Origin of the sequence: Acinetobacter lwoffii, from assembly GCF_019048525.1 — a bacterium.
GTDB lineage: Bacteria > Pseudomonadota > Gammaproteobacteria > Pseudomonadales > Moraxellaceae > Acinetobacter > Acinetobacter lwoffii_K.
Genome location: NZ_CP077369.1, coordinates 2,190,068 through 2,212,880 on the forward strand (window position 1 = coordinate 2,190,068; position 22,813 = coordinate 2,212,880).

20 protein-coding genes, 1 tRNA gene and 1 pseudogene are annotated in these 22,813 nt (G+C 42.9%); 16 read left to right on the plus strand and 6 right to left on the minus strand.

Going from position 1 to position 22,813, the window contains the following annotated elements; translation table 11 throughout:
* Positions 1 to 217: 217 nt before the first annotated feature.
* Complete coding sequence (locus I6L24_RS10315) at positions 218 to 1,243, plus strand: IS30-like element ISAba125 family transposase (protein ID WP_086044323.1); 1,026 nt, start codon at positions 218 to 220, stop codon at positions 1,241 to 1,243.
* A 144-nt stretch (positions 1,244 to 1,387) separates the two neighbouring features.
* Here I6L24_RS10315 and metK read toward each other — a convergent pair whose 3' ends face one another.
* A complete protein-coding gene (metK, locus tag I6L24_RS10320; protein ID WP_004729886.1) occupies positions 1,388 to 2,554 on the minus strand; it encodes a methionine adenosyltransferase in 1,167 nt (388 codons plus the stop codon).
* A gap of 471 nt (positions 2,555 to 3,025) precedes the next feature.
* Here metK and I6L24_RS10325 point away from each other — a divergent pair, with 471 nt between their 5' ends.
* The 5 genes from I6L24_RS10325 (at position 3,026) to I6L24_RS10345 (ending at position 7,529) form a co-directional block, all read left to right on the plus strand.
* Positions 3,026 to 3,409: a prepilin-type N-terminal cleavage/methylation domain-containing protein gene (locus I6L24_RS10325; protein WP_004729885.1), complete on the plus strand. Its 384-nt coding sequence runs from the start codon at positions 3,026 to 3,028 to the stop codon at positions 3,407 to 3,409.
* Between the two features lie 433 nt (positions 3,410 to 3,842).
* Positions 3,843 to 5,831, plus strand: a complete 1,989-nt coding sequence (gene tkt, locus I6L24_RS10330) for a transketolase (protein ID WP_004729884.1) — start codon at positions 3,843 to 3,845, stop codon at positions 5,829 to 5,831.
* Positions 5,832 to 5,965: 134 nt separating this feature from the next.
* The gene (locus tag I6L24_RS10335; protein WP_004729883.1) at positions 5,966 to 6,181 is read left to right on the plus strand and encodes a hypothetical protein; all 216 of its coding nucleotides are present in this window, start codon (positions 5,966 to 5,968) and stop codon (positions 6,179 to 6,181) included.
* 175 nt (positions 6,182 to 6,356) lie between these two features.
* Entirely contained in the window at positions 6,357 to 6,812 is a 456-nt protein-coding gene (locus tag I6L24_RS10340) for a GNAT family N-acetyltransferase (protein ID WP_004729882.1), read from the plus strand.
* A 129-nt stretch (positions 6,813 to 6,941) separates the two neighbouring features.
* Positions 6,942 to 7,529, plus strand: coding sequence for a YceI family protein (locus I6L24_RS10345; protein ID WP_004729881.1), 588 nt, complete (start codon positions 6,942 to 6,944; stop codon positions 7,527 to 7,529).
* A 47-nt stretch (positions 7,530 to 7,576) separates the two neighbouring features.
* Here I6L24_RS10345 and I6L24_RS10350 read toward each other — a convergent pair whose 3' ends face one another.
* The gene (locus I6L24_RS10350; protein ID WP_216985960.1) at positions 7,577 to 8,293 is read right to left on the minus strand and encodes a glutamine amidotransferase; all 717 of its coding nucleotides are present in this window, start codon (positions 8,291 to 8,293) and stop codon (positions 7,577 to 7,579) included.
* 239 nt (positions 8,294 to 8,532) lie between these two features.
* Here I6L24_RS10350 and yfcF point away from each other — a divergent pair, with 239 nt between their 5' ends.
* Positions 8,533 to 9,174: a glutathione transferase gene (gene yfcF / locus I6L24_RS10355; RefSeq protein WP_004729879.1), complete on the plus strand. Its 642-nt coding sequence runs from the start codon at positions 8,533 to 8,535 to the stop codon at positions 9,172 to 9,174.
* Positions 9,175 to 9,305: 131 nt separating this feature from the next.
* A complete protein-coding gene (locus I6L24_RS10360) occupies positions 9,306 to 10,247 on the plus strand; it encodes a cation diffusion facilitator family transporter (RefSeq protein WP_004729878.1) in 942 nt (313 codons plus the stop codon).
* 31 nt (positions 10,248 to 10,278) lie between these two features.
* Here the strand turns inward: I6L24_RS10360 and I6L24_RS10365 are convergent, their stop codons facing one another.
* The 4 genes from I6L24_RS10365 to cysS form a co-directional block, all read right to left on the minus strand.
* Positions 10,279 to 11,256, minus strand: a complete 978-nt coding sequence (locus tag I6L24_RS10365; protein ID WP_004729877.1) for a fatty acid desaturase family protein — start codon at positions 11,254 to 11,256, stop codon at positions 10,279 to 10,281.
* Between the two features lie 93 nt (positions 11,257 to 11,349).
* Entirely contained in the window at positions 11,350 to 12,138 is a 789-nt protein-coding gene (locus tag I6L24_RS10370) for a PaaX family transcriptional regulator C-terminal domain-containing protein (RefSeq protein ID WP_004729876.1), read from the minus strand.
* A 191-nt stretch (positions 12,139 to 12,329) separates the two neighbouring features.
* A tRNA-Gly gene (locus I6L24_RS10375) sits at positions 12,330 to 12,405 on the minus strand.
* Between the two features lie 62 nt (positions 12,406 to 12,467).
* Positions 12,468 to 13,889: a cysteine--tRNA ligase gene (gene cysS, locus I6L24_RS10380; RefSeq protein ID WP_216985961.1), complete on the minus strand. Its 1,422-nt coding sequence runs from the start codon at positions 13,887 to 13,889 to the stop codon at positions 12,468 to 12,470.
* Between the two features lie 432 nt (positions 13,890 to 14,321).
* On the opposite strand from cysS, the gene I6L24_RS10385 reads away from it, so the two are divergent.
* The 8 genes and pseudogenes from I6L24_RS10385 (at position 14,322) to I6L24_RS10420 (ending at position 22,774) form a co-directional block, all read left to right on the plus strand.
* Entirely contained in the window at positions 14,322 to 15,365 is a 1,044-nt protein-coding gene (locus I6L24_RS10385) for a KpsF/GutQ family sugar-phosphate isomerase (protein ID WP_004279959.1), read from the plus strand.
* 3 nt (positions 15,366 to 15,368) lie between these two features.
* Positions 15,369 to 15,908, plus strand: a complete 540-nt coding sequence (locus tag I6L24_RS10390) for a KdsC family phosphatase (protein WP_004279958.1) — start codon at positions 15,369 to 15,371, stop codon at positions 15,906 to 15,908.
* A 33-nt stretch (positions 15,909 to 15,941) separates the two neighbouring features.
* The gene (gene lptC, locus I6L24_RS10395) at positions 15,942 to 16,490 is read left to right on the plus strand and encodes an LPS export ABC transporter periplasmic protein LptC (protein WP_004729873.1); all 549 of its coding nucleotides are present in this window, start codon (positions 15,942 to 15,944) and stop codon (positions 16,488 to 16,490) included.
* Positions 16,474 to 17,040 (plus strand): lipopolysaccharide transport periplasmic protein LptA, encoded by a 567-nt coding sequence (lptA, locus tag I6L24_RS10400; protein WP_004646679.1) that lies wholly within the window; start codon positions 16,474 to 16,476, stop codon positions 17,038 to 17,040. Before lptC ends, lptA begins: the two co-directional genes overlap by 17 nt.
* Positions 17,040 to 17,783 (plus strand): LPS export ABC transporter ATP-binding protein, encoded by a 744-nt coding sequence (lptB, locus tag I6L24_RS10405; RefSeq protein ID WP_005104345.1) that lies wholly within the window; start codon positions 17,040 to 17,042, stop codon positions 17,781 to 17,783. Before lptA ends, lptB begins: the two co-directional genes overlap by 1 nt.
* Before the next feature lie 142 nt (positions 17,784 to 17,925).
* Positions 17,926 to 19,470, plus strand: a pseudogene (locus I6L24_RS10410) (TolC family outer membrane protein).
* Positions 19,467 to 21,590 (plus strand): type I secretion system permease/ATPase, encoded by a 2,124-nt coding sequence (locus tag I6L24_RS10415; RefSeq protein ID WP_005263095.1) that lies wholly within the window; start codon positions 19,467 to 19,469, stop codon positions 21,588 to 21,590. The pseudogene I6L24_RS10410 and the gene I6L24_RS10415 overlap by 4 nt, the downstream one beginning before the upstream one ends.
* The gene (locus tag I6L24_RS10420) at positions 21,587 to 22,774 is read left to right on the plus strand and encodes an HlyD family efflux transporter periplasmic adaptor subunit (protein ID WP_005263094.1); all 1,188 of its coding nucleotides are present in this window, start codon (positions 21,587 to 21,589) and stop codon (positions 22,772 to 22,774) included. The genes I6L24_RS10415 and I6L24_RS10420 overlap by 4 nt, the downstream gene beginning before the upstream one ends.
* Positions 22,775 to 22,813 lie beyond the last annotated feature (39 nt).

Consider the following 22,813-nt stretch of genomic DNA (forward strand, 5'->3'; position numbering starts at 1 on the left):
TCTAATTTAGCAGCCATTTATTTAGATTTATGCTAGCAAATAGATCAACATTTGTTGATTAACTGTAACTTTTTTCGATACTTATACTGTAATGGCTTAGTCGGAAGTTATTTTAAGTTTCATGGAATAGCGATATTCAAAGAGAGGGGAGTTTCAAAAGTATGGCAGAGTAAAACTTGAAGTGCGACATAAACCACCTAATTAATTTAAAGGGTTTATGGAGTATATAAAATTGTCATACCATCATCTTAACTTTGAAGATCGTACTGCATTAATGCTTGAGTCAAGAAAAGAAGGCTTTTCAGCCAGAAAATTTGCTGAACTCATTAAAAGACATCCTAGTACGATCTATCGTGAGCTTAAAAGAAATAGCATCAATGACGTTTATCAAGCTCGATATGCTTCTGATAACACCTTCGCTAGACGTAGACGTGGTTACAGAAAACTCAAAATTGATTCAATCCTCTGGAAATTTATTGTTGAAGCGATTCGTTGTTTATGGTCTCCTCAGCAAATAGCAAAGCGTTTAAAGATATTTCCTGATTTGGATCAAACAATGAATGTAAGCCATACAACGATTTATTCAACGATACGAGCATTACCAAAGGGTGAGTTGAAAAAAGACTTATTATCCTGTCTGCGTCATGAAAATAAAAAGCGAAAAGCTAACGGTGAACCTAAAAAAGATTCTATATTACAGGATATTAAAACTATTCATGAGCGCCCAACCGAAGTTCAAGAAAGAAAAATACCGGGTCATTGGGAAGCCGATTTAATTAAAGGTAAAGACAATAAAAGTTCGATAGCAACACTTATTGAACGAAATACACGACTCTGTATCTTGGCAACATTACCTGATGCAAAGGCAGAATCAGTGCGCAAGGCTTTAACTGAAGCTCTGAAATATTTACCTGCAGAACTGCGTAAAACGTTGACCTATGACCGTGGACGTGAGATGTCAGAACATAAAATACTCGAAGAAGATTTAGGCATAGATGTATATTTTTGTGACCCACATTCACCCTGGCAAAAAGGCACATGCGAAAATATGAATGGTTTAATTAGGCAATATTTACCTAAAGGGATTGATTTAAATCAGGCAGATCAGCATTATTTAAATCAAGTTGCCATGTCACTGAATACTCGTCCTAGAAAAGCGTTAGATTGGCTTACACCATTAGAGAAATTTGCTCAGCTTGTTGATTATCATAAGACTTTTGAAACTGTCGCACCTCATGTTTGAATTCGCCTATCATTCTAAAGGCAGGTTATAGTATGAAGCTTGGCATTTAAATATTTGTCATCAGGACCTAGAGATAATTCTAAAAATGAAAAAATAAAAGACATAAAAAAAGCCTGCATGATGCAGGCTTTTTTTAAGAAAAACTTATAGACCAGCAGACGCTTTAAGCGCTTCCACTTTGTCAGTTTTTTCCCAGGTAAATGCAGTATCTGAACCTTCACGACCGAAGTGACCATAAGCAGCAGTTTGCTTATACATCGGTTGGATCAGGTCAAGCATACGGGTAATGCCATATGGACGTAAGTCGAAATGTTCACGAACCAGTGCAATAATCAATTCTTCAGAGACTTTTGCAGTATTGAAGGTATTGATTGAAATTGAAGTTGGCTCAGCAACACCAATCGCGTAAGACACCTGAATTTCACACTTGTCAGCCAGGCCAGCAGCAACGATGTTTTTCGCTACATAACGACCTGCATATGCAGCAGAGCGGTCAACTTTAGATGGATCTTTACCAGAGAAAGCACCACCGCCGTGACGTGCCATACCACCGTAGGTATCTACGATAATTTTACGTCCAGTCAAACCACAGTCACCCACAGGACCACCGATCACAAACATACCCGTTGGGTTGATGTGGAATTTGGTCTCTGCATGGAACATGTCAGCAGGAATGATTTTCTTCACGATTTCTTCAATCACAGCTTCTTTCAGGTTTGCTTGAGTGATTTCAGGATCATGTTGAGTCGAAAGAACGACTGCATCTAAACGAACTGGTACGCCATTTTCATAAGCAAAAGTTACCTGGCTTTTTGCATCTGGGCGTAACCATGGCAAGGTGCCATTACGGCGTAATTCAGCCTGCTTTTCCATTAAACGATGCGCATATGAAATCGGCGCAGGCATTAATACATCAGTTTCGCGGCTTGCATAACCGAACATCAAGCCCTGGTCACCGGCACCCTGATCTTCAGGTTTCTGGCGGTCGACACCCTGAGCAATTTCAGGTGACTGTTTACCAATCATATTGATCACGGCACAGGTCGAACCATCAAAACCAAGATCAGAATGGTGATAACCAATTCCGTTTACGGTATGACGTACAATTGCCTCAAAATCAACATTTGCTGTCGTTGTGATTTCACCGGCAAGTACAACCGCACCTGTTTTTACAAGCGTTTCACAAGCAACCCGTGCATATGGGTCTTCTTTTAAGATTGCATCCAAAATAGCGTCACTGATTTGGTCAGCCATTTTATCTGGATGGCCTTCGCTTACAGATTCCGAAGTAAATACAGCGTACTCGCGCATAGTCCTATCACAGTTAATTTTAAAGACCCGATATGTTACATCGAGTTGCGCTCTAGGACTAGCTTAACACGACAAAATTGGTCGAAATTGTTTCAAATTATTGTGTTTTTAATTGATTAATAGAATTAAAAAAATTGATATATCTATTTAGACAGCATTATTGATTGAGGAATATGAAGCAACAATATTTTAATCCATCAGACTGTCATAAAATTAAATGCTTAGATTTCCGATTAAATCTTAAAAAATAGACGATAGAAAAAATACAAAGCTCAAAATTCAAAATTTACTTAAGCAAGTGATCATTACACCAATAAAGCAGATTCAGACTGTGCGCCTTGCGACCAACTGTCTTGTCGATGTTCGGGGATATCTTCATATTAGCCTAAGTCTTCCACATTAGCTGGTTAGGAATTGCGACATCTTTTGCTATGGACTTCTTGGAGCAAGACTGTAAGGAGATCAGAAATCATGTATCAAAAGGCATTTACCCTGATTGAAGCGCTGATCGTGCTTATCATCATCGCGATTTTAGTGACGATGGCTTTTATGAGCTATCAAGCTTATGTCGTGCGGAATCAACTAACAGAAGTGTTTGAACAAGCTGGAGCATATCGAACCCAGTTTATTGCTTCGGATCAGCACTGTGATGCCGGACGCCAGATTGGTGGGCATGGTCAATATATCGAAAAAGTCATTATTAATGCCGCTTGCCGGATAGAGTTCAAGATACGAGAGCAGGGAGTCGATATGGCCATTCGCGGGAAATCGGTTGCTTTTGATGTTCATAGTGGCAAATGTTATTCCACTGATATTCAGCAGCGCTATTTGCCTAAAGACTGTCAGGGACATTAAGTCTACCGAAGTTGAAAATTAGCCTAAGCAAATTTGATTTCACCTGTATATCAAACAATCCTGCCAATATTTTATAAAATTTAGTAAAAATTACATTATGAATGGATCAGTGAATTGTATAGATTTTCTTTAAAAATAATGATGTGAGACATATAAAATAGAAATAAAATCAGCATAAATTCAATCCTGTTTATCAGCTTAGAATCCAGATACAGACAAGAAAGTTAATTAGAAAATGCGGGATAATTCAATCTGAAGAACCGAAGCCGAAGAAGAAATGTGGAATAATTGTACGATAAGGCAAGAGACACTCAATAAACTGATAAATATTGTTGGTTAGTCTTTACCCCTCGCTGTTTTTTTAAGACAATAGACAACAGTTTTGAAAGTCTTTTCATCATTTCCTATTTCTGAATATTTTGGACTCTGATTTATGACAACCCCGCTTAATGAACGTCGTATTGCAAACGCAATTCGTGTATTGGCAATGGATGCTGTGCAAAAAGCAAACTCAGGACATCCAGGTGCTCCAATGGGGATGGCAGATATCGCTGATGTGGTTTGGCGTGAATTCATGAACCATAACCCGACCAACCCGAATTGGGCAAACCGTGACCGTTTTGTATTATCAAATGGCCATGGCTCTATGCTTCAATATGCGCTTCTTCATTTATCGGGCTACGATCTTTCGATTGAAGATCTTAAAGCATTCCGTCAACTTCATTCTAAAACACCTGGTCACCCGGAGTTGGGCTATGCACCAGGGATTGAAACGACGACTGGTCCTTTAGGTCAAGGCATCGCGAATGCTGTCGGTTTTGCACTGGCTGAAAAAACTCTAGCTGCGCAATTCAACAAAGACGACATCCAAGTTGTAGATCACTTCACTTATTGCTTCCTCGGCGATGGCTGTTTGATGGAAGGTGTTTCTCACGAAGCATGTTCTTTGGCGGGTACATTGGGTCTGGGCAAATTGATTGCTTACTATGACGACAATGGCATCTCGATTGATGGCGAAGTGGAAGGCTGGTTCTCTGACGATACAGAACAACGCTTCTTGGCGTACGGCTGGCAAGTGATTAAAGTTGATGGTCACGATGCAGATGCAATCCGTCAGGCAACTGTTGAGGCGAAAGCTGAAACTGCTAAACCAACCATCATTATCTGTAAAACCGTGATTGGTTTGGGTTCACCAAACAAGCAAGGTAAAGAAGACAGTCATGGTGCACCACTCGGTCATGACGAAATCGTCTTGACTCGTGAAGCACTAGGCTGGACTGATGAAGCATTTGTAATTCCTGAAGATGTTTATGCAGCTTGGGATGCGAAAGCCAAAGGTGCTGAATCAGAAGCAGCTTGGAACGAAACATTTGCTGCTTATGCTGCAAAATATCCAACTGAAGCAGCTGAGCTTAAACGTCGTTTATCTGGTGAATTACCGGCTGACTTCGTTGCAAAAGCGGATGCTTATATTGCAGAAGTGAATGCCAAAGCTGAAACGATCGCAACGCGTAAAGCGAGCCAAAATGCATTACAAGCACTTGTTCCATTATTGCCAGAAGTTCTAGGTGGTTCTGCGGATCTTGCAGGTTCTAACCTGACCCTTTGGAAAGGCGCGCAAGGCGTACAGGACAATCCGGCAGGTAACTACGTACACTATGGCGTACGTGAATTCGGTATGACTGCAATCGCGAATGGTGTTGCACTGCATGGCGGTTTTATCCCTTACGTAGCAACATTCCTGATGTTTATGGAATATGCACGTAATGCCGTACGTATGTCTGCATTGATGAAACAGCGCGTGATCCATGTGTATACGCATGACTCAATTGGTCTAGGTGAAGATGGTCCAACGCATCAACCTGTTGAGCAGATCGCATCCCTTCGTGGTACGCCAAATCTAAACACATGGCGTCCATGTGACACGGTTGAAGCGGCAATTTCTTGGAAATCTGCATTAACGCGTGCTGAAGGTCCAACCGCATTGATCTTCTCCCGTCAGAATTTGCCATTCCAAACCCGTACTCAAGCTCAAATTGAGAACGCTGCGAAAGGTGGTTATGTACTGGCTCAAGAAAAAGGCGAATTGAAAGCCATCATTATTGCAACTGGTTCTGAAGTATCTCTGGCAATGGAAGCTTATGCACAGCTTGAAGGCGTGCGTGTCGTGTCTATGCCATGTGCTGAAGAATTCATGAAGCAAGATGCAGCTTATCGTGAAGCGGTTCTTCCATCAAATATTCGTGCACGTGTTGCTGTTGAGGCTGCACATGTTGATTACTGGTGGAAATTTGTGGGTCTTGATGGTCGCGTAATCGGTATGACCACTTATGGCGAATCTGCACCTGCAAAAGATCTGTTCCAGTTCTTCGGTATTACTACTGAAGCAGTGGTTGCAGCTGTAAAAGAGATTACTGCATAATCAACTGATTAAGCAGTTTTTTAAAAGACGCTCCATTTTTGGGGCGTCTTTTATTTTTTCGCTTTTTAGCGTTGTTTTCATGTGGCAATCGTTAGAAAGTTCTCCCATAGTCGAAATGAAAGAGTGAGATGAACATGAGCTTGTATGAACAAATTAACGATGAAATTACTTTAATGGATGCAGGCGAACTCAAGTGGATCGGACAGGAATTACCTCTTGAAGCGATGGTTGCAGTTGATTTAATGCTGCAAGAATTAGCCGAAGAAAAGGTCATTAAAGTGCGTCGTAAAAATCATGAAAAGACGACTGGCCTAAAACAGGTTGATCGTATTCTGGTTGAAAAACTTTAAACATAATGCATGAAAAGTCCCTGATTGGGACTTTTTTTATGCCGGATGATTTTCATCTGACAGGTTGCTTATGAGCACCAGATGAGATAAAGCTAAGTTTAGGCCGCTATAAAAATTCAGCGACCACTATTGAAACGACTTAAATTAAAGAAATAAGCCAAAGAAGCAGTTAAACATGAATATACAGTGCCAGATCCAGATCAAATCTCTAGAGCAAATATCACAGCCGGAATGGCTATTTTTATGGCAAGACTATCAACGCTTTTATCAGACCCAAATTTCGGATGAGGTAAGTAAAAATACCTGGGATAAATTAACTAATTATGAGTTAGATTCAATGTACGGTTTTGCGGCCTTGATTGATGGAAAGGTCGTAGGGATTGTGCATGTCATCGAACATAACAGTAGCTGGACAGTAAGACCCTATGCCTATTTGCAGGATCTATTTACCCATCCTGATTATCGCGGACAGGGTGTGGCGCGCAAGCTGATTCAGCATGTCTATCAGGTCGCGCAGCAGCGTAATTGCGACCGGGTTTACTGGCTGACTCATGAATTAAACCATCAGGCACAAGCGTTGTATAACAAAGTCGCCAAGAAAACTGGATTCATCCAGTACCGTATGGATTAAAGCTCAAAAATTAAAAAAATAACTTACAATTTTATCGTTTCATCGCTGCAACAAAACGTTTTATCTTTAGGGCTGTAAACAGTTCCAGATTCTATACACTTAATAACATCCAAAACGTGAGATAAAAACATGAATTTCAAAACATTAGCATTAGGCTTGGCGGTCGCATCTGTAGCAACAGTTTCTATGGCAAAACCAGTGGCCTATACGATTGACCCGACTCATTCAGCAACGGTGTTCTCTTGGAGCCACTTTGGTTTCTCTACACCATCTGCAAACTTCAGTGACATCCAGGGTACGATTAATGTTGATAATGTAAAACCTGCGAATTCTTCGGTCAATGTGAATATCCCGGTTGCAAGCATTAATACGAATGTGAAAGCGCTGGATGACCATATTAAGACAGCAGAATTTTTTGATGCTGCCAAATATCCGAATATCACTTTTAAAAGTACTAAAGTTCAGGCTTTAGGCAAAAACAAATACAAAATCACCGGTAACTTAACCGTAAAAGATGTCACTAAACCTGTGGTACTGGACGCAGTTTTAAATAAACAAGGCGTGCACCCAATGACAAAATTACAAACGATTGGTTTCAATGCAACCACTTCATTTAACCGTTCAGCCTTTGGGGTAGGCGGTTATGTTCCAAATGTGGGCGATAAAATTACAGTAAACATTACTACCGAGGCTTCTGTACCTGCTCCGAAAAAATAAGCATGACAAATTAAAAAAGCACCCAATTGGGTGCTTTTTTATTACGGTTATTTAAGTTGCAGGTTTTCTAAATAATGCATCAATACCGAACTGGCTGCCTGTTCAAGTGCGGGCGCATAGCTTTGATGATCCACACGCAATGCAGGGATATTGATCTGGGCTTTGCGTAACTCACAGGTATGTCCAATCAGCCATTTTTCTAGACTTTCACTGGCCACTTCAGCATGGAATTGTAGTGCTAGAATATTCTGTCCTACCTGAAAAGCCTGATTTGGATAAAGGTCAGAGCTGGCCAGTAATTCTGCCTGTTCAGGTAGGTCAAATGTATCACCATGCCAATGCAGGACGTCGATATTTTCGAGAGCTTTTAGTGGATTATTTTCAATAGAAGCAAGACTGAGTTTAGACCAGCCAATTTCCTTCACATCTCCTGGATAGACTCTGGCATCCAATGCAGCAGCAATTAACTGCGCACCTAAACAAATGCCTAAAGTCGGTAAATTCTTTTCTAAGCGAACTTTAAGTAAGTCTATTTCTTGTTGTAAAAAAGGATAATCCTCTGTTCCATAGACTGCAATCGGGCCACCGAGAATGACCGTTAAGCCGGAGTGTTCAAAAGCCTTGCTGAGATCATCGATACCAGCTTCGAAATAACGCACACGTAAGCCGAGCTGATAAAAAATATCTTCCCAAGCGCCTAAGTCTTCAAAAGCCAGATGTTGAATGGCATACACGGTATCGGGGAGGTGGGCTAAGTTCAGCATAGTTTTTTGATATCAAGAGAATGATTTAATTTAACGTGAATCAAAAGCAAAATAAAAGGCTTTATCTACCGATCCTGTGCAAAATAGAAAATAATGAATATCGCTTCGCTATCGGCAACTGTATAAACATTTTTGTGTGATCGCTACATGAAGTGGGTCATTTTCCTTTTGTATAGGAAAGAGAGTAGAGTAAGACTGCCGTACTGAATAAAAACAACAAGCCTATCAGGAACAAGGATATGCAAAATATACGTTTATATGTCGATAAAAATAGAATCAGCCCTTATGCCATGTCGGTCTATGTTGCCTTAAAAGAAAAGGGTTTAGATTTTCAGGAAATCGTGATTGATTTAGATCAGCAGCAACAGAAATCTGCGGCTTATCAAGCCATTTGTCCAAGTGCTAAAGTTCCGTGTTTAATAGTAGATAACTTTAGCCTGTTTGAATCATGGGCGATCACTGAATACTTGGAAGATGCCTTTCCAGCACCTAATTATCCAGCCTTATATCCTAAGGAAATTTATGCTAGAGCTAAATGTCGGGCCATACAAGCCTTGGTCAAAACCGATTTTATGCAAATCCGCCAGCAGATGCCTTCCGATTCGGTATTTCATCTAGCAAAAATGTCTATACCTCTTACAGCTCCGATCACTGAAGAAATTCAGCGCTTGGTGAATGTGGCAGAATATATGCTGGAGGACATATGGTTGACTGAACACTGGTCAATTGCAGACTTTGATCTGGCCTTTATGTTGCATCGTTTGTTGAGCCATCAGGTGAAACTTCCTGTGAAAATAATAGAATATGTCGAGCGTAATTTTAAGCGTGCTTCGGTACAGGCCTGGCTGGCAGAACATGAAAAAGCTAAAACTTTAATCTAATGTCGACTGATAAAACAGTTCATAAAAAACCTACTTAAATAGGTAAAATTCAAGCGTAATATGAATCAGAACAAAACTTGAAAAGATGCTGAGGATACAGTCCTCGTTGAATAAGAAGGAGGGAGGGGCCGGTGGGGAATTCACATCATCATGAACATAGTCATGTCGCCGTGACTGCAAAAAATGCCAAAAAATTATCAATAGCGTTGGCATTAACCACGACTTTTTTAATTGTGGAAGTGATTGCTGGTTTTCTAACTCAAAGTTTGGCCCTACTTTCTGATGCTGCACATATGTTTACCGATGCTGCTGCACTGGCTATCGCTTTAGTCGCTATCAAAATTGGGCAAAAACCGGCAGACAATAAACGGACATTTGGTTATCAGCGCTTTGAGATTTTGGCTGCCCTGTTTAATGCCGTGATGCTGTTTGTGGTTGCGATTTATATTTTGTTTGAAGCTTATCAGCGTTTGAGTTATCCGCCAGAAATCCAGAGCTTGGGCATGATGATCGTGGCCACCTTGGGGCTGTTCATTAACCTGATTTCCATGAAAATTCTGGTGTCTAGCAGTCAAGAAAGTCTCAATGTCAAAGGCGCTTATCTGGAAGTGCTCAGTGATGCACTGGGATCAGTCGGGGTGATCATTGGGGCGCTGGTGATTTATTTGACTGGCTGGATGTGGGTGGATACGCTGATTGCGGTATTGATCGGATTTTGGGTGTTGCCAAGAACCTGGATTTTGCTGAAACAGAGCATCAATATTCTGCTTGAAGGTGTGCCGGATGAAATTGATATTGAAAAATTACGCCACGATCTTTTGGCGCTCGAAGGGGTTCAGGACATTCATCAGCTCAAGGTTTGGGCAATTACCTCCAAAAAAGTCATGCTGACTGTGCATCTGGTTGCGCCGAATGTGGATTATCAGAAACTGCGGCATCAGGCCTTTGAGATGCTCCACCATGAGCATCATATTACCGAGATGACCTTGCAGATCGAAGCGGAAGACTGCCCACTAGAACATCGGGGACAATCCTCACATCCGCATTTACATGCCGAAAGCCATCCACATTGAAATTGAATAGTCTCAACCGCAGAAATATTTTTTATTTTTTTAAAAGTGAGCGAATCACATCCAGATAACTTGGCGGAGCATCGACATACTGACGCTCCCTTAACATCTGATGCATTTTCGCCAGCTTTTGATGCGGCACAGAGGCCATCAAATGATGTTCAATATGATAGTTCACATGAATTGGGGCTACAAAAGCACGTGCCAGCCAGTCTGCACGGGTGGTGCGGGTATTGCTAAGGGCAGAATGACTGGTTTCTAATCCGGCATGCTCAGCCATGGCTCGGATGCGGATGAACAAAGGAAATGGAGTGATATAGGCGAGAGGCCATAATAAATACAGTTTGGGATGCCCACTGGCCCAAAGAGCAGAAAAAATTGCTGCATTTGAGATGAGCATACCGGAACTGTTCTTAAATAGATTCTTTGCTAACTCTAAATTGCTGCGATCACCACGCGGAATTGGCTTGGGGTCATTGGAAACACTCCATTCCAGTAATTCAAGATCCATCAATATCCGACCAGCGAGAAATTTAAGCCCAGATTGCCCATTCAGGTCACGGAAGAATTTCCTGAATAGTGAGCTTTGAGTAATAGGGAAATTCTTCACCAACCCCAAGTCAGGATCATCAGGCTGCGAGGTTTTAGCATGATGTTTCAAATGGTAAGGACGATACTTGCTGACATCATTCCAGATCGGGCGTGCACAGAGCCAATCAGTCAGATGGGTATTTAACCATTTGGTTTTGAACAGGCTATGGTGCGAGGCATCATGCATCAAAATAGCCATCGCAAGCTGGCGTCCAGCAAGAATAGCCAATGCCAATGCACATATCAGTATTTTTCCCCACGTAGGTAAATATTCCCAGCTATAGGCTACCGTGCCAAAGGTCATGACAATTACAGTCCAGGTTGAACCTACTGCCCAGGCACCGTGCAAGTTTGAGGTCGTGGTGAGTTCTTTAATTTCATCACGACTAAAAAGTTCTGTGACACTGACCTTGCTGTTCATTCTTCTGCCTATATTTAGTTCTTATTGCTTTATTCAATATATTTGGATGAAATATTACAGTCAATTTATTTTTGTGTATAAAAAAGAAATAAATTAGACCCCTTGGTCTTTAAAATAGTGTTGCCATAAAAGTTGACCCTGTTTTTCTAATTTGCGGACCGCGAGCTCAAATTGTTGTCGGGCATCTGTGTCTATCCATTCTGCAGGAAGCAAAGGATCAGCACGTAAACTAAACAGGGCAGACTTACCTAGATAAAAGGCACTTTTTGCAGCATCTGCTAAAGTCAGATTTTGGTAATTTTCAAACCAGTCGTTGATAGCATGCTGTACTGCATGATAGGTCTGATGTAGCTCTTCGATATCCCATAAATCACGAACTTCGGTTTCACTTTCCAGTTGACTGACTTGGAAAAAACGTGCGTCAGGATCTAATCCAAACTGGATTACAGCTGTTTTTAATGGACTTAGGTTTAGCGTTAAATTATCGGGACGAATAAAAACATTTTGCTCTAGTTCCTGAAAACCATAATAACGCAGCGCTTTTTCTCTTTTAGATAAGGCAGTACGGTCTACACGTCCCAAAGTGCCGGTATAGACCAATACATATTTTCCGTTCCATGTGGTCGCCGTTTGCATATCAGGGTGTTTGTTTAAGCTGATAAAAGAAGTATCGAATTTTTTCTCTAGCAATTGATATACGCCGCGCTCTACAGCTTGAATGACATTTTCCTGATTTAATCGGGCTACAGCGACACGGATACCATTGTCAGATATACCCAATAATTCAGCAGCAGTTAATATCCGCTTAATAGACAGGGTGGAGTTTTTAGAAGCGTAGAGAAGGTCTAAAACAAGATGACGTGCATTCAGTTTATAAGTCATGAAACGATATCGTAATTAAAAGAATTGAAAGTTTTGAAGTTTATTTACAATAGCACTTTGTCATGAATAACCCAAAAAAATGTCAGGGTGAAAGAGAATGAATAAGTGATTTGAGATATGCATTTTATTAATAAATTTTTTTCAAACACAATAAAAAAACCCTTATCTTTCGATAAGGGTTTTTCGTATTCTGGAGCGGGAAAGGAGACTCGAACTCCCGACCCCAACCTTGGCAAGGTTATGCTCTACCAACTGAGCTATTCCCGCAATGAGGTGAATTATAGAGAATTCCACAGCAGTGTCAACTCTCTATAAATCTGTTTGATTAATTAATCAGCACGGCGCCAAACCGTACCTTGACGGGTATCCTCAAGAACAACACCTTGATCAAGTAAAGATTGACGAATCTCATCCGCACGTGCGAATTCTTTGGCTTTCTTGGCATCCTGACGCTGTTGAATTAAATCTTCAATTTGTTCAGGTGACAACCCTAGAGCTTCCTGACCAATGTCAGACTTGAGGAACTCTTCTACATCCTGCTGTACCAGACCGAGAATATTGGTCAGGTGACGTAAAGTTGCATAATAAATCGCTGCCTGTTCCGCATTTTCTTCTTTCACGGCACGATTCAGTTCTTTATTGATTTCGAACAATACCGCAATCGCTTCAGGCGTATTGAAATCATCACACATAGCGGTATTAAAACGTTCAACAAAAGCCTCATCCAGAGTTTCAATCAGATGATCACCATAAACCGCCTGATAGGTTTTAAACGAGTGATAGAAACGAGATAAGGTATTTTTTGCTTCTTTTAAAGCAACATCCGAGTAATTCACCGGGCTACGATAATGGGAAGAAACAATGAAATAACGCACCACTTCCGGATGGAATTTTTCAATCACGTCGCGAATAGTGAAGAAATTGCCTAAAGACTTCGACATTTTCTCGCCATCGACATTAATAAATCCGGCATGCATCCAGTAATTGACATACTGTTCACCAGTAGAAGCTTCAGATTGTGCAATTTCATTTTCATGGTGCGGGAAGGTCAAATCAGCACCGCCGCCATGAATATCGAAATGATTGCCTAGGCAGCAGGTCGACATTGCTGAACATTCAATATGCCAACCCGGACGGCCATTGCCCCAAGGAGATGCCCATGACGGTTCATTTTCCTTGGCATGTTTCCACAGTACAAAGTCAAACGGGTGTTTCTTTTCGACTTCAACATCGACACGTTCAGACGCGCCGGCTTGCATATCTTCTAATTTACGGCCAGACAGACGACCATATTTGGCAAACTTCTCGACCTCAAAGTAGACATCGCCATTATTGGAAGGATAAGCCGTACCTTTGTCGACCAGGTTGCCGATCATATCTTGCATCTGATCGATATAATCTGTTGCTTTAGGTGCAACATCAGGTGCAAGGCAGCCCAGTTTGGCAAAGTCTTCATTCATCGCATCAATAAAGCGACCTGTTAATTCTGAGATACTTTCGCCATTTTCATTGGCACGTTTAATAATTTTGTCGTCAATATCCGTAATATTACGCACATATTTGACTTTCCAGCCTTGGCTACGCAGGAAGCGGATAATATAGTCAAATGCAACCACTGTACGTGCATGTCCAATATGACAGTAGTCATAAACCGTCATTCCACAGACATACAGGTCAATCTGACCTTCAACACGAGGTACGAATTCTACTTTTTTGCGTTGCTCTGAGTTATATAGAACAAATGGTTGCATAGCTGTTCAAAAGACTTCAAATAAAAGGATGAATCATCTTAACCTAAGCATAATTATTCATAAAGATAAAAGCGTAAAAAGCCTCAGTTATTTAGGGGAGTTAGGCAACAAGAGTGATTTAGGAAGAAGAGGTTTAGGAAGTGAAATGGCGATATTGAGCTTACATTTTCAGAGGCAGTGTTTGCCAGTATGATTGAATTATATTTGAATGAGTCTGGTCTGATTTGAATCAAACCTATTTTGGATAGCGTAAGCGTGTTCCCCTAAAAAATAAAAATAAGTACATTCTATAGTTTTAAAAATGGAGCGAATGTAGAGGTGGAGATACCAGATTGCGCAAGTTGAATACAATCTGAATATATTAAAAATCCGTCGAATCTTCTACATTTAGAAAGCTTACAATTGCATAGCTATGCTAAAATTGCGAAAATTATGCCCATCAAACCAGAGTTTTTCTCTGTCCTTAGCGTAGGTAAACAGGCTTTGAATCCACAAAAAACAGCGAATCAACTAGATTTCCAGAAAGTCGCACTTGAAACACTTCGCATCGAAGAAAATGCACTACAGATTTTAGCAACACAGATTGATGACCGTTTTAGCCGGGCATGTGAAATTATTCTACAGTGTACTGGCCGTCTGGTGATTACCGGAATGGGCAAGTCAGGTCATATTGGCCGTAAAATGGCGGCGACCTTTGCTTCGACCGGAACACCGTCGTTCTTTATGCATCCGGGCGAAGCCGGTCATGGCGACTTGGGTATGCTGGTGGCTGGTGATGTGCTGATTGCAATTTCAAACTCGGGCAAGAGTGATGAAATCATGATGCTGATGCCGCTGATCAAGCATCTGGAAATTCCGCTGATTACCATCAGTGGTGATGATCGTGGTCCAATGCCACAAAATGCTGATGTAGCTTTGACGCTGGGTAATATTCAGGAGGCTTGTCCACTGGGTTTAGCGCCGACATCGTCAACGACGGCAACATTGGCTTTGGGCGATGCTTTGGCGGTAGCTTTATTGGATGCTCGCGGCTTTACCTCGGATGATTTTGCACGCTCACATCCTGCAGGTGCGCTGGGTAAGCGTCTGTTATTGCATGTGAAGCATCTGATGCGTACTGGCGCAGATTTACCTAAAGTCTCGCCAGATACCGCCATGAATAAAGTATTGTACGAAATTTCCAACAAGCGCTTGGGCTTAACCACAGTCGTCGATGAAAATGATGTGTTGCTGGGGATTTTTACCGATGGTGACTTGCGTCGCTTGATTGATAAGCAGCAAGGTTTTGATGTCAATCTGGCTATTCAGGACGTGATGACCAAAAATCCGTTGACCATTTCTCAGGAAGCACGTGCAGTGGTGGCACTGGAACGTATGAATGAGCATAAAATTAATCAATTTGTAGTTGTTGATGATGCCAATAAAGTCATTGGTGTGATTAGTATGCATGACCTGATTCAGGCTGGGGTAAATTAATAAATGGCATCTTATGTATTATTAGAGCAGGCACGTCATATTGCAGCACTGGTGCTTGATGTAGATGGTATTTTAAGTGATGGCTTTGTAACGCTGACCAATACTGGCGATGAGATCAAATCCTTTGATATTCGTGACGGTCTGGGCATGAAACTGGTTCAGCAAGCAGGGATCAAGGTGATTATTATCACCGGACGTAAAAGCAATATCGTAGAAAAGCGTATGTCGGATCTGGGTGTTGATCTGGTCTATCAGGGCCGTGAAGACAAAGGTACAGCACTTCGTGAAGCCTGCGCACAGCTCAACATTGATCCTGAAGATTGCCTGTACATGGGCGATGACTGGCCTGATCTGTCTGCTTTTGCCATTGCCGGCATGAAAGTGACCGTGCCTAATGGTCATGTTGAAGTTCGCCGCCGTGCCGATCTGGTGACTCAGGCCCAAGGTGGACGTGGTGCGGTGCGTGAAATCTGCGATATGCTGTTAATGTCCAAAGGCATGTACCAAGAGTTACTTGAAAAATATACTCGTGCGCCTTATTAATAAGTCATATCTTTTGGATTAAGTACACCGCTTATGGATACTAAAGTTTTATATATTACGGCTGTGATTATTGCCGCAATAAGTGGTGGTTATTACTATTACAGCGGCAAGGGCAACAAGCTGCAGGCAGATTCTGCGCGCAGCATGACCTATTCCGCTCAAAATATTAACTTAACCCAGACGGATGAAACAGGCCAGGTGTCGGTTCGTGCCCAAGTGGACCGACTTGAGCAGAACCTGCAGCTAGAAACTTCAAAGCTAGAAAATCTGCGAGCATCGACTTATGACAATGGCAAAGTCGATGCAACTTTCTTTGCCAAAATGGCGCATGGTTATGATGACAATACAAAAGTTGTACTCTCTCAAGAAGTGTTCGCCACCAAAATCATGCAAAATGGGAAAATGCAGTTTCGTACTGAAGAACTGACCGCTTTTCCGAAAACACGTGAAATTGAAACAGACAAGACAGTGATTGTGGAATCTCCACAGGCTGAATTTGTCAGCCAGGGTCTTAAAGCCAATCTTAATGATGGTCAATACGAATTCTTTAATATTCGAGGAAAGTATGAACCAAACTCCTAAAGCCAAAATGATGCACACTTTCCTGAAGCGTATGACGCTGGCGACTGTGGTTGGACTCGGTTCAATCGCTGCTTTTGCACTGCCATCTGACCGTAACCAGCCAATCACCTTGCTGGCTGACCGGGCGACTTTCAATGAGCGGACGGGTGTGACGACGTATTCGGGCAATGTCATCATTGAACAGGGCACCATGAAGCTGCAAGCCAATTCGATTGTGGCCAATCTGAACAATAAGCGTCAGATCAGCCTGATTACGGCTACTGGCAGCCCGGCACAGTTCCAGCAAAAAGTGGATCCGGCCAAAGGTCTTGCCAAAGGTCAGGCGCAGAAAATTGTCTACAATGCTGAAACCGGGATTATTACCTTGTCAGGCAATGCCTTCCTGCAACAGGACGGTGCCAGTATTCGTGGTGCGACTTTAAAATACAGCATGAACAAAGGCGATATCGAAGCCACCGGAACACCAAACAAAACCGGTTCATCGTCTGGTCGTGTACAAATCGTGATTCCACCCTCTAGTTCAACATCCTTCCCGGGAGCGCGTGATTAATGGAGCAATCGCAGCAGGTTCAAACCCTCACCATTAAACATCTGGCGAAAAACTATAATAAACGCTGGGTAGTGAAAGATGTATCGTTCAGCATGGAAAGTGGCCAGATTGTCGGGTTACTGGGACCAAATGGTGCCGGTAAAACCACCAGTTTTTATATGGTGGTTGGTCTGGTGCGGATGGATAAGGGAGAAATCTATCTCGATGATCTGGATCTTTCCGACCTCGCAATGCATGAACGGGCACGTAAGGGGATTGGTTATTTGCCGCAGGAAGCTTCAATTTTCCGAAAACTGACGATTTCAGAAAATATTATGGCAATTCTGGAAACCCGTAAAGATATGACCAAGGCACAACGTCAGCAACGTCTGGCGGAGTTACTGGCAGACTTTAAAATCACTCATATCAAAGATTCTTTGGGCATGAGTGTATCGGGAGGTGAGCGACGTCGTGCCGAGATTGCACGTGCACTTGCGGCCGACCCAAAATTTATGTTACTCGATGAGCCTTTTGCCGGTGTCGATCCGATTTCGGTTGGAGATATTAAGGATATTATTACGACCTTGAAAGATCGCGGAATTGGGGTGCTGATTACCGATCATAATGTGCGTGAAACGCTGGCGATTTGTGAGCATGCTTATATTGTCAGTGAGGGTGCATTGCTTGCTGAAGGTACACCAGAAGAAATCCTGGCGAATGAGACTGTGAGAAAAGTTTATCTGGGTGATGATTTCACTGTTTAAATAATCCTGCTTTCTATAAAAACCCTGCATCAGGCGCCAGTTGTCGAATGCAGGGTTTTTTTTGATCAAATCAAAGTGAAAAAGATTTCTTTTAAAGGGATTTGATATATTGTTAGGCTAAAACAAGAAACATTACATAATTATGCGATTTAGGGCAGAACACTTTAAAAAAAATCAGGGGAAAACAGATCAAAAAAGAAGGGGATTGATATTTCTTCTTTTGCCTTTATCTGTGTCTTTGGGGCATGCAGAAAGCTCACCCCATTATTTTGCCAATCTCAAGAATGGCTTGGGCCAGTTGATTGCACCCAAACCAACACGGTCAGCGCATACCATTGATATTACCTCGCTTGGTCATTATTCATTAGATACATCAAAAGTAGCTGAGCTGCCGCAAATTACCCGGCCACAGTCAGGACAGCCAGCTTTAAGTTCTACGATCACAGCTGGCATTCCACAGAAAATGAATCTGATGGAAGCCGTACATCGGGCGGTGCAGCGCCGTCCTGAAATCACCCAGAGTATTTCGACATTATCTGCGCAGGCCGCGAATATTGATGTGGCGAGATCGGGTTATTATCCGCAGTTATCCGGGGGTATCGGGACAGGTGACCTCACTTCCGGTGAACGTGGACGACAAATGGTTTCTTTGAATGCCACCCAGATGCTGTATGACTTTGGCAAAATTAAAACCAATGTCAATGTGGAAGAAGCCCGCTTGGCAGAACAACAGGCCAGGGTGCTGGTCAGTCTGGACCAGGTCGCATTTGAAGTGGCTGATGCAATAGTGAATATTAAGCGCTATCAGGAGATTACCAAGATTGCCCAGCAGCAGATTCAGGGCATTGCACGGATTGCAGAAATTGCCAATTTGCGTGCCCGCGCCGGAATCAGCAGTCAGGCCGACCCGATTCAGGCGCAGTCCAATCTGGAAGCAGCGCAATAAAATCTGATTGTACAGCAGACCCAACTCAGACAATATCAACAACGCTTGCGTACCTTGCTAGGATTTGATGTATCAGCTATTGAATGGGATATTCCTGAGCGCATTGTGGCACAGGCCGATCTTTATCAAGATCCGGAATTTACCCAGATTCCGAACATGATTCTGGCACACGCCGGGGTTAATATTGCCCGTTTGCAAAAAGATCAGGCGCGATTAAGTCCTTATCCGACTATTAGTGTTAAAGGCAGTCTAAGTCAGGCGATGAATGGACGGAATCCGAATAATAATGAAGATGATGGCTTCTATAATTCAGTCATGATTGAAGCCAGCAGTAATTTGTATCAGGGTGGTGCAACACGTTCACAGACTCGTGCCGCAAGCTATGCCGAAGAAGCTGCACGCGCACAGGTCAATACGGTCTATCTGGATGTACTGGATCAGGTGCGCTTGATCCGTGAGCAAATTGAAAATAAACAAAAGCAAATGGGGGTTTTATCCCAACGCCGAGCAACCACGGTACGCACCAAAGAGCTGTATCAAGAACAATATAAATTGGGTACCCGAACCGTAGTGGATTTGCTGAATGCAGAGCAAGCCATTCATAGTGCAGCGCAGGAAATTGAAGCGGCGCGCTATGACATTTATTCGGCGATCGTACAGTACATTCAGGTCACGGGCCGTACACGGGATATTTACGCGCTTAACAGCATTTCTATTCAGGGGTTTGAAGTTCAGCCATGAGTACTACAATAATAAATTATCAACCTTGGCTTCAGGCAGTTTTAAATATTGCCCGGCATTACCGTATTGAGCCTTCTGAGGAGCGAATTCGTCTGCAACTGGACTGGAATCAGCATCATGACATCGATGACATGCTCAAGATTGTCAGTCGTCAGATGGGTTTAAATCTCCGTAAAAATAAATTTGAGCGCAGCCTGCTGAATTCATGGCGTTTACCTTTACTGGTTGAATTCGATAGTGGTGATGTGGGCGTGATCGAACGCATCGACACACAGGGCAATGTCAGCATCCAGCTCAGTGGTGATGAAGGTTTATCTCAAAGCTTTACAGTTGAACACTTAGAGACTGGCATAAAGCATCTTTATGTGCTGCGTCCTGAATCTTCAGTGCCAGATGCGCGGGTGGATGAATATATCAAACCCTTTGAGAAAAACTGGTTCTGGTCAATTGTCCTGAATGACTGGAAGCGTTATATCGATGTGATGTTTGCGTCTTTAATTGCCAATATTCTAGCATTGGCCACGATAGTCTTCTCGATGAATGTCTATGACCGTGTCATTCCATCACAGTCCATTCCGACGTTATGGGTGTTGGCCGGTGGTGTGCTGATCGCCGCGATTTTTGAGTTTGTTTTACGTGTCTCGCGGATCTATCTGTCAGACATTATTGGTAAACGTGCGGATTTAAAAATTTCTGACCGGGTGTTTGGTCATTCATTACGGATTAAAAACAATGAACGTTCCAAATCAACAGGAACCTTCATTTCACAAATTCGCGAGCTGGTGACTTCAACCACAGTTACGGCCATTGCCGATCTGCCATTTTTCTTCCTGTTCTTGGGCATCTTCTGGGTGATCGGTGGCAATCTGTTCTGGGTCATGTTACTCGTTGTGCCCTTAATGATTCTTCCAGGGATTCTGGCGCAGAAAAAACTGGCACAGCTGGCCCAGTTGGGGATGCGCGAATCTGCCATCCGCAATGCCTTGCTGGTAGAAGCTGTAGAAGGAATTGAAGACATCAAGCTGTTAAGAGCTGAAACGCGTTTCCAGAATCAGTGGAATCATATGAATGAAGTATCAGCCGATGTCAGCATACAGCAACGTAAAATTGTCGGCTTGATGACCGCCTGGACTCAAAAAATTCAGGGGCTGACCTTTGCGATTGTGGTTTTAGTCGGGGCCTTTGCGGTGATGGAGGGTGACATGACCACAGGCGCACTGGTGGCCTGTTCGATTCTATCTTCACGCATGCTGGCACCAATTTCACAAATTACGGGTGTACTGGGTCGCTTGCAACAGGCTAAAGTCGCCAAGGCTGGTCTGGATGAACTCATGAAAAAACCAGTGGATCAGCCGGATTATTCGCACCTGATTCATCGTCCGGCACTGGATGGGCATTATGAGCTCAACGGGGTGGTGTTTAAATATGGCGATGATGATCCGAAACCGAGTTTGATGATTCCCAAGCTGGAAATCAAGCCGGGGGAGAAAATCGCGATTCTGGGCCGTAATGGTGCAGGAAAATCGACCTTGTTACAGCTTTTGTCTGGGATGCAGACACCGTTACAGGGCAAGGTCAAGCTGGATGGTATTGATCTGACCCTGATTGATCCGTCAGATGTGCGGCGTGATATGAGTTTGCTAAATCAGAACTCGCAGTTATTTTATGGTTCAATTCGTGAAAACCTGACTTTGGGTGCACCTTTGGCCACCGATCAGCAAATTCTGGAAGCCTTGCAAATTACCGGTGCACTGGGATTTGTACAGGAGAAAAAAGAAGGACTGGATCATATCCTTTTAGAGGGTGGTGTCGGCTTTTCTGGTGGGCAGCGTCAAGCCTTGTTATTGGCACGGTTATTGATCCGTCAACCAAAAAATTTGCTACTGGATGAACCGACCGCTGCCATTGATGATGTGTCAGAAAAACAGTTGATTGATCATCTTAAAGGTTATTTAACCCATCGTACGATGATCGTTGCGACCCATCGCCGTGCGGTATTGGAACTGGTGGATCGTATTCTGGTGGTCAATGATGGCAGGATTGTGATGGATGGACCAAGGGATCAGATCCTGAATCAGTCGCAAGGTGGTAATAAGCGGGTTGTGGGAGCAAGTGCATGAGTGAACTACAACAACTAAAACGTTCCAGCAAGGTCAGCTTTCAGGAGCCGCCCTTACCGAAATCAAGTATCATCATCTGGATTATCGGCATTGGCCTATTGGTATTGCTGAGCTGGGCCTGGTTATTCAAATTGGAAGAAGTATCTACCGGTACTGGAAAAATAATTCCATCATCCAAAGAGCAGGTGATTCAGTCTCTGGATGGCGGTATTTTGACTAAACTTAATGTCAAAGAAGGTGAGATTGTCGAGCGTGGGCAAGTATTGGCCCAGCTTGATCCGACCCGCTTTGAATCCAACGTCGGTGAATCAGAATCCTTGCTGGTGTCATCACGTGCCACTTCAGCCCGTTTACGTGCGGAAGTCACCGGCGCACCGTTGGTCTTTCCTGAAGAAGTGTTGAAATACCCCAAATTGGTTAAAGAAGAAACGGCCCTGTATCAGTCGCGTCGAGCCAATTTGCAAGAATCTGTTGCAGGCCTGGAACAGGCTTTGTTACTGGTGCAGCAAGAACTGGAAATGACCGCTCCCTTGGTCGCCAAAGGGGCAGCCAGTGAAGTTGAAGTGTTGCGTCTAAAACGTGAAGCCAATGACCTGCGTAATCAGATGAATGATATCCGTAATCAATATTATGTAAATGCGCGGCAAGAGCTGTCCAAAGCCAATACCGATGTGGAAACTCAGCAACAGGTGGTACGTGGCAAGTCGGATACTTTGAGCCGAACTGTTTTTAAATCACCGGTTCGCGGTGTGGTCAAAGAGATTGATGTGATGACGCTGGGCGGCGTGATTCCACAAAATGGCAAGTTGATAACCATCGTGCCACTAGATGAAAAATTACTGGTTGAAGCTCGAATTTCGCCGCGTGATATTGCCTTTATTCGCCCTGATCAGGAAGCGCTGGTCAAAATTAGCGCCTATGATTATTCAATTTATGGCGGGCTAAGCGGTAAAGTAACCATGATTTCACCGGATACCTTGCGTGATGAAGTCAAGCAGGATCAATTTTATTATTGGGTGTATATCCGTACCGATAGCGACAAGCTCAGCAATAATGCCGGGCAGGAGTTCAATATTACTCCAGGGATGGTGGCCACCGTGGATATTCGTACTGGTTCAAAAACCGTGATGGATTATCTGATCAAGCCATTTAATAAAGCCAAAGAAGCCTTGCGTGAACGGTAATATTTGCCAAGCAATTGAGTAAAACAATCGATCAAAATC

Coding starts and splice junctions, on each gene's coding strand:
- I6L24_RS10420 (WP_005263094.1), top strand. CDS start 21,587: ATGAGTGAACTACAACAACTAAAACGTTCCAGCAAGGTCAGCTTTCAG.
- I6L24_RS10325 (WP_004729885.1), top strand. CDS start 3,026: ATGTATCAAAAGGCATTTACCCTGATTGAAGCGCTGATCGTGCTTATC.
- metK (WP_004729886.1), bottom strand. CDS start 2,554: ATGCGCGAGTACGCTGTATTTACTTCGGAATCTGTAAGCGAAGGCCAT.
- I6L24_RS10365 (WP_004729877.1), bottom strand. CDS start 11,256: ATGAACAGCAAGGTCAGTGTCACAGAACTTTTTAGTCGTGATGAAATT.
- lptC (WP_004729873.1), top strand. CDS start 15,942: ATGGATACTAAAGTTTTATATATTACGGCTGTGATTATTGCCGCAATA.
- I6L24_RS10350 (WP_216985960.1), bottom strand. CDS start 8,293: ATGCTGAACTTAGCCCACCTCCCCGATACCGTGTATGCCATTCAACAT.
- cysS (WP_216985961.1), bottom strand. CDS start 13,889: ATGCAACCATTTGTTCTATATAACTCAGAGCAACGCAAAAAAGTAGAA.
- tkt (WP_004729884.1), top strand. CDS start 3,843: ATGACAACCCCGCTTAATGAACGTCGTATTGCAAACGCAATTCGTGTA.
- I6L24_RS10335 (WP_004729883.1), top strand. CDS start 5,966: ATGAGCTTGTATGAACAAATTAACGATGAAATTACTTTAATGGATGCA.
- I6L24_RS10315 (WP_086044323.1), top strand. CDS start 218: ATGGAGTATATAAAATTGTCATACCATCATCTTAACTTTGAAGATCGT.
- I6L24_RS10385 (WP_004279959.1), top strand. CDS start 14,322: ATGCCCATCAAACCAGAGTTTTTCTCTGTCCTTAGCGTAGGTAAACAG.
- I6L24_RS10345 (WP_004729881.1), top strand. CDS start 6,942: ATGAATTTCAAAACATTAGCATTAGGCTTGGCGGTCGCATCTGTAGCA.
- lptB (WP_005104345.1), top strand. CDS start 17,040: ATGGAGCAATCGCAGCAGGTTCAAACCCTCACCATTAAACATCTGGCG.
- yfcF (WP_004729879.1), top strand. CDS start 8,533: ATGCAAAATATACGTTTATATGTCGATAAAAATAGAATCAGCCCTTAT.
- I6L24_RS10370 (WP_004729876.1), bottom strand. CDS start 12,138: ATGACTTATAAACTGAATGCACGTCATCTTGTTTTAGACCTTCTCTAC.
- I6L24_RS10340 (WP_004729882.1), top strand. CDS start 6,357: ATGAATATACAGTGCCAGATCCAGATCAAATCTCTAGAGCAAATATCA.
- I6L24_RS10415 (WP_005263095.1), top strand. CDS start 19,467: ATGAGTACTACAATAATAAATTATCAACCTTGGCTTCAGGCAGTTTTA.
- lptA (WP_004646679.1), top strand. CDS start 16,474: ATGAACCAAACTCCTAAAGCCAAAATGATGCACACTTTCCTGAAGCGT.
- I6L24_RS10390 (WP_004279958.1), top strand. CDS start 15,369: ATGGCATCTTATGTATTATTAGAGCAGGCACGTCATATTGCAGCACTG.